This is a genomic window from uncultured Caballeronia sp. (assembly GCF_964243625.1).
Lineage (GTDB): Bacteria > Pseudomonadota > Gammaproteobacteria > Burkholderiales > Burkholderiaceae > Caballeronia.
The window spans coordinates 2,885-8,039 of sequence record NZ_CAXTGZ010000266.1 but is presented as its reverse complement, the minus strand read 5'-3'; the positions used below and the strand labels follow the sequence as shown (position 1 = coordinate 8,039).

General features: G+C 62.5%; 6 protein-coding genes. 5 read left to right on the top strand and 1 reads right to left on the bottom strand.

What is annotated here, in order from left to right:
* From ACFFAR_RS18300 to ACFFAR_RS18290, 3 genes are all read left to right on the top strand, one after another.
* On the top strand, positions 1–454 hold a 454-nt coding region (locus ACFFAR_RS18300; protein ID WP_375508230.1), incomplete at its 5' end, for a helix-turn-helix transcriptional regulator.
* A 152-nt stretch (positions 455–606) separates the two neighbouring features.
* Positions 607–1,281, top strand: a complete 675-nt coding sequence (locus tag ACFFAR_RS18295) for an AzlC family ABC transporter permease (protein WP_174364973.1) — start codon at positions 607–609, stop codon at positions 1,279–1,281.
* On the top strand, positions 1,278–1,601 hold the full coding sequence (locus ACFFAR_RS18290) for an AzlD domain-containing protein (RefSeq protein WP_174364971.1): 324 nt from the start codon (positions 1,278–1,280) through the stop codon (positions 1,599–1,601). Before ACFFAR_RS18295 ends, ACFFAR_RS18290 begins: the two co-directional genes overlap by 4 nt.
* Before the next feature lie 12 nt (positions 1,602–1,613).
* Here the strand turns inward: ACFFAR_RS18290 and ACFFAR_RS18285 are convergent, their stop codons facing one another.
* On the bottom strand, positions 1,614–2,528 hold the full coding sequence (locus tag ACFFAR_RS18285) for a LysR substrate-binding domain-containing protein (RefSeq protein ID WP_174364970.1): 915 nt from the start codon (positions 2,526–2,528) through the stop codon (positions 1,614–1,616).
* Positions 2,529–2,631: 103 nt separating this feature from the next.
* Between ACFFAR_RS18285 and ACFFAR_RS18280 the strand changes: the two genes are divergently transcribed.
* Both ACFFAR_RS18280 and ACFFAR_RS18275 read left to right on the top strand, forming a co-directional pair.
* Complete coding sequence (locus ACFFAR_RS18280) at positions 2,632–3,510, top strand: SDR family NAD(P)-dependent oxidoreductase (RefSeq protein ID WP_174364969.1); 879 nt, start codon at positions 2,632–2,634, stop codon at positions 3,508–3,510.
* A 272-nt stretch (positions 3,511–3,782) separates the two neighbouring features.
* Positions 3,783–5,030, top strand: a complete 1,248-nt coding sequence (locus tag ACFFAR_RS18275) for an NAD(P)/FAD-dependent oxidoreductase (protein ID WP_375508229.1) — start codon at positions 3,783–3,785, stop codon at positions 5,028–5,030.
* Positions 5,031–5,155: the final 125 nt, after the last annotated feature.

Genomic DNA, 5,155 nt, shown 5'->3' with positions numbered 1-5,155 from the left:
CGATGTCGCCCGGCGCGTGCAGCACGCGCATCAGGCAATGGAGGCGGGCGGCGATCCGCTCGCGGCCGAGCACGCGCTTTTCGATGCCGTCTCCACGCTGCTCGTGCGGCACGCGGGACAGCGCCCGCCGGTCGAGCGCATGCGGCTCGATACGGCGCGCGTCGAATCGATGAAATCGCGTCTCGCGGATGACGTGACCGTACCGTTATCGCTGACTGAACTGGCGCAGACCGTCGGGCTTTCGACCTTCCACGCGGCGCGGCTTTTTACCCGCGAAATGGGCCTCGCGCCACACGCGTGGCGCAACCAGATGCGCCTGAATCGCGCGCTGGAGGCGTTGCGGGCGGGAGCGTCGGTGACGGAAGTCGCGGCAGCCAGCGGCTTCACCGATCAAAGCCATTTTACGCGTCACTTCAAAAAGACGTTCGGCGTGCCGCCGGGACGCTGGCGCTAAAAGCCACGCAAACTTGCGCGGACCGCAAGAACGTACAAGCGCCCATCGCGCAACCCGTCCTATCCTCCTGATTCATGGAGGAAACCTTGAAAACAACGCAACAGGCAGGCAATCTCGCCGAGTTCGGCGCGGGCGCGCGCGACACCATTCCGATGATGGTCGGCGCCGCGCCTTTTGGTGTCATCTACGGCACGCTCGCGGCCACGGGGCCGCTGCACGCGTGGACCGTGCAACTCATGTCGCTGACCGTGTTCGCGGGGTCGGCGCAATTCATCGCGCTGGGTTTGATCGCCGGACACGCGAGTTTCGCGGTGATCTGGGCGACGACGTTTATCGTGAATTTGCGGCACGTCCTGTACTCCGCGACGCTCGCGCCTTATGTGGCGCATCTGCCCGCGCGCTGGCGCTGGACGCTCGGTGCGTTCATGACCGACGAGGTGTTTGCTGTCTCGTACGCGCATTACCAGAAGCGGCCAGCGGGACAAACCGGACCGTACTATTTCCTCGGTTCGGGCGTATCCATGTACGTCAACTGGCAGATCTGGACGGTCATTGGCTTGTTGTTCGGCTCGGCATTTCCCGGTCTGCAGTCGAAAGGACTCGACTTCGCGATGGTCGCCACGTTTATTGCGATCATCGTCCCGCAGTTCGTTGCGCTGCGATTCGTGGCGGCGGCAGTGACAGCCGGCGTGCTGGCGTTTGCATGGAACGGCTGGCCCTACAAGCTCGGCTTGCTGGCGGCGGTCGTGGCGGGCGTGGCGGTGGGCATGGTGTTATCGATGCGCGACGAAAGACGCAACACCGCCGAACTGGAGCGCGCCAAATGAACGATTTCCTGCTCATCATGGGAATGGCGGTCATCACGTATGCCATCCGCTCGGCGGTGTTCGTGTTCGGCGAACGGCTGAGTTTTCCACCCTTGGTACGGACTGCGCTCAGCTTTGTGCCGGTGACGGTGCTCACGGCGATTATCGTGCCGATGACGATTGGGCCTCATGGCGGCGGCGCCGAACTGACGTGGCGTAATTCGCAACTGGTCGCGGCCATCGTCGCGTTAGGCGTGTGTGCCTTGACGCGCAAGCCTTTGCTGACCATCGCCATTTCGCTTGCGGTGTTTTTCTTCTGGCAACTTGTTGTGGTGGCCTGAAATCCGGCGTGCTCAGGGAAGCGTCGCGGGCGGAGTGATTTCACCGACGTCAGCGTAGATTTCACCGACGTCAGCGTAGGTCTCGGTCAGCAGTTTCACGAATGCACTGATCTTCGGGCTGAGCTGGCGGCGCGTTGCATAAAGCGCCCATACTTCCACGCTCCGGTCGCGCAAGGCGCCCAGGTTGACTAGGCGTCCGCTTTGCAGCGCGGCGCGAGCCAGATATTCGGTCATTACCGCCGCACCGGCGCTCGCAAGCGCAGCGTCGCGAACCATGGATATCGATGAAAACCGCGCGACCGTTCTCGGATGCAGTGTGCGTGCGCCTTGCGCTGACTCGATATGCCAGACGTCATTATCCGGCGATGAAAGAAGGCCCACGGCCGGGACGGCGCTATCGTCTTTCAAGGCATCGGCAATCTCCGGCGATGCCACCACGACCTGCGGCCCGCGCAGAAAACACCGGCCGGCCAGTGCCGTATCGGGCGCCGGATTGGCGCGGATCACCACGTCGTAATCCTCCGCGATCAGATCCACGAACCGGTCCTCCGCGATCACCTCGATGCGCACATCCGGATATTCATCGATATACGCCGCCGTCAGCCGCCCCATGGTTTCATAGGCCAGAAAAGTCGGCGCGCTGATCCGCAACCGGCCGCTCGGCCGCCGCGAGGTCATGCCGACCACGTCCGCCGCTTCCTCGATTTCGGCCAGCAAGCGCCCGGTGCTGGCGTGCAGCGCCTGTCCTTCCTCCGTCAGCATCAACGCGCCCGAGCCGCGTTGCAGCAGGCGCACCCCCATTGCTTCTTCAAGTTGCATCACGTGTCGCGAGAGACTTGCCTTGGGCCGCCCGGTCGCACGGCTCGCGCGGCCAAAACCGCCGTGCGTGACGACGGCATTGAAATCCGATAACGCATGCAGGTCCATGGCCGTTCCATCGATGAGACAAGTTGTCTCAATAATAGGCCTTTCGTCCCGTCAAAGGAACGCCCAGAATGAATTCACACCATCACCTTTTGAGGGATTCATCATGACTATCCTGATTACTGGCGCCACGGGCGCTGTCGGTTCGCAAGTTGTTCATCGGCTGGTCGAGGAGGGCGCAAGCGTGCGGGCCATCGCACGTTCGCCCGAAAAAGCCAATCTGCCGGCAAGCGTCGACGTGCGCAAAGGCGACATGACGGATATCGCGTCGATGCGTGCGGCGCTCGAAGGTGTCGACACGCTGTTCCTGCTCAACGCGGTCGTCGCCGACGAAGTCACGCAAGCGATCCTCACGCTGAGCCTCGCGCGCGATGCCGGCATTCAACGCATCGTCTATTTCTCGGTGTTCAATTCAGACCGCTTCACCGACGTTCCCCACTTCACGGGCAAATACACGGTCGAACGGATGATCGAGGAATTCGATCTGCCGGCCACGATCCTGCGCCCGAGCTATTTCATCCAGAACGATGCATCGATGAAAGAAGTGATCGCCGGCAAATCGGTTTATCCGATGCCCGTAGGAAGCGTCGGCGTTTCGATGGCCGATACCCGCGACATCGCGGAAATAGCCGCCATCAGTTTGTTGCAGCGTGAACGTTCGGCGACGCCGTTGCCGCGTGAAGTGATCGACGTGGTCGGTCCGCAAGCCATGACCGGCAGCGCGTTGGCCGCGATCTGGACCGAGGTTCTGGGCAAGCCCGTGAACTACGGCGGCGATGATCTCGATGCATTCGAAGCGCAAATGGCGAGCCGTGCGCCAAGCTGGATGGCACGCGACATCCGCCTGATGCTCGGCCGTTTCCAGCGCGACGGCATGGCGGCGAATGAGCGCGCCGTTGCACGGATGACCGAGTTGCTCGGGCGGCCGCCGCGGTCGTATCGTGATTTCGCCGTCGAGACGGGTAAGGAGTGGGCCGCGAAGTAAAGCGCGGGTCCGATGATCGGCGTGTCGCCCCCGGTCATCGACGGCGCGCGCCAATGTGATCGCGCCCACGATGGTCGCGACAACCGCAAGACCATTCGTCCCGTTCGCCGATGCCCGGTCACAACGCATCAGGCCGGGGACCGCATCAAACTTGCCGATATTGGCATACCTCCTGAAGTAGCGGCCTGCCGGGCGGTCCGTGAACGAACGCACGCGTATGATCTATTCCTGACAAGCAAGAACACGAGCCAACACAGGGAGATATCAGGCGCATGAAGTTCGACACTATTGTGCTGGGCGCGGGCATCGTAGGGGTATCGATTGCAGTGCATTTGCAAAAGCTCGGCCGCTCGGTCGCGCTCGTGGATCGCAAGCGTCCGGGCCTCGAGACATCGTTTGGAAATGCCGGACTGCTGCAGCGCGAAGGGGTGTATCCGTACGCGCTTCCTCGCGACATCAGCACGTGGATGCATTACGCAAAGAATGACTCCATCGATGTCCATTACCACCGCGACGCGCTTCCCGCGCTTGCGCCGTTCCTCTGGGCGTACTGGCGCAACTCGGAACCCGCGAAGCACGCGGCCATCGCGCGTCAATACGCAACGCTGATCGAACATTGCGTGACCGAGCATGAAGTCCTCGCGCGCGAGGCGGGCGTCACGGATTTGCTCAAGCCAACGGGCTGGATCAAGGTCTTCCACACCAACGCCGCACAGGACGATGAAGCGCGCGATGCAGAACGCTGGCATCGTGAATTCGGTGTGCATTACACGCTGCTCGATCCTGCCACGTTGCAGAAGACCGAGCCGCATCTGGACCCATCGCTGGTGGGCGGATTGCATTACACGGACGCGGTATCGGTCAATGATCCGGGCGCGCTGGTCGCGGGTTATGCCGCGTATTTCGAGCGGCTGGGCGGACGTTTCTTCAACGGCGACGCGACCACCCTTGCCGAAGATGGCAACGGCTGGCGCGTGATGACGCAGGAAGGGCAGGTCAACGCATCGACTGCAGTGATCGCGCTGGGGCCATGGGCGAAGGACGTGACCGCGGCGCTGGGATATCGGTTGCCGCTCGCGGTCAAGCGCGGCTATCACATGCACTACACGCCGCAGCCGGGCACGGTGCTGAACCATCCGGTACTCGATGTCGACAACGGTTTCCTGCTTGCGCCAATGGCGCGCGGCATCCGCCTGACGACAGGCGTGGAGCTGGCCGAACGCGATGCGCCGAAGACACCCGTGCAACTGCTGCGCGCCGAGCCTGTGGCGCGGACTCTGTTCCCGCTCGGGGAGCGTGTAGACGATGAACCCTGGATGGGCCGCCGTCCGTGCACGCCTGACATGATGCCGATCATCGGACCTGCGCCGCGTCACAAGAACATGTGGTTCGCATTCGGCCACGCGCATCATGGGCTCACGCTCGGCGCGGTGACGGGCAGGCTGATTGCATCCATGATGACGGGTGAAGAACCGTTCATCGATACCACGCCGTTCAGGGCAGACCGCTTTGCGGCTTAGGGGGCACGTGAGAGGGACACGTGAGAGGGACACGTGAGAGGGACACGTGAGAGGGACACGTGAAAGGGATCCGTGAAAGTTTCCGTGTCGAGCCGTAGAATCGTCGTAACTCGAGCATGCCGATT

Bases quoted from the DNA above. Each gene is read 5' to 3' on its own strand.
- ACFFAR_RS18295 (WP_174364973.1), top strand. From the start codon at position 607: ATGATGGTCGGCGCCGCGCCTTTTGGTGTCATCTACGGCACGCTCGCG.
- ACFFAR_RS18290 (WP_174364971.1), top strand. From the start codon at position 1,278: ATGAACGATTTCCTGCTCATCATGGGAATGGCGGTCATCACGTATGCC.
- ACFFAR_RS18285 (WP_174364970.1), bottom strand. From the start codon at position 2,528: ATGGACCTGCATGCGTTATCGGATTTCAATGCCGTCGTCACGCACGGC.
- ACFFAR_RS18280 (WP_174364969.1), top strand. From the start codon at position 2,632: ATGACTATCCTGATTACTGGCGCCACGGGCGCTGTCGGTTCGCAAGTT.
- ACFFAR_RS18275 (WP_375508229.1), top strand. From the start codon at position 3,783: ATGAAGTTCGACACTATTGTGCTGGGCGCGGGCATCGTAGGGGTATCG.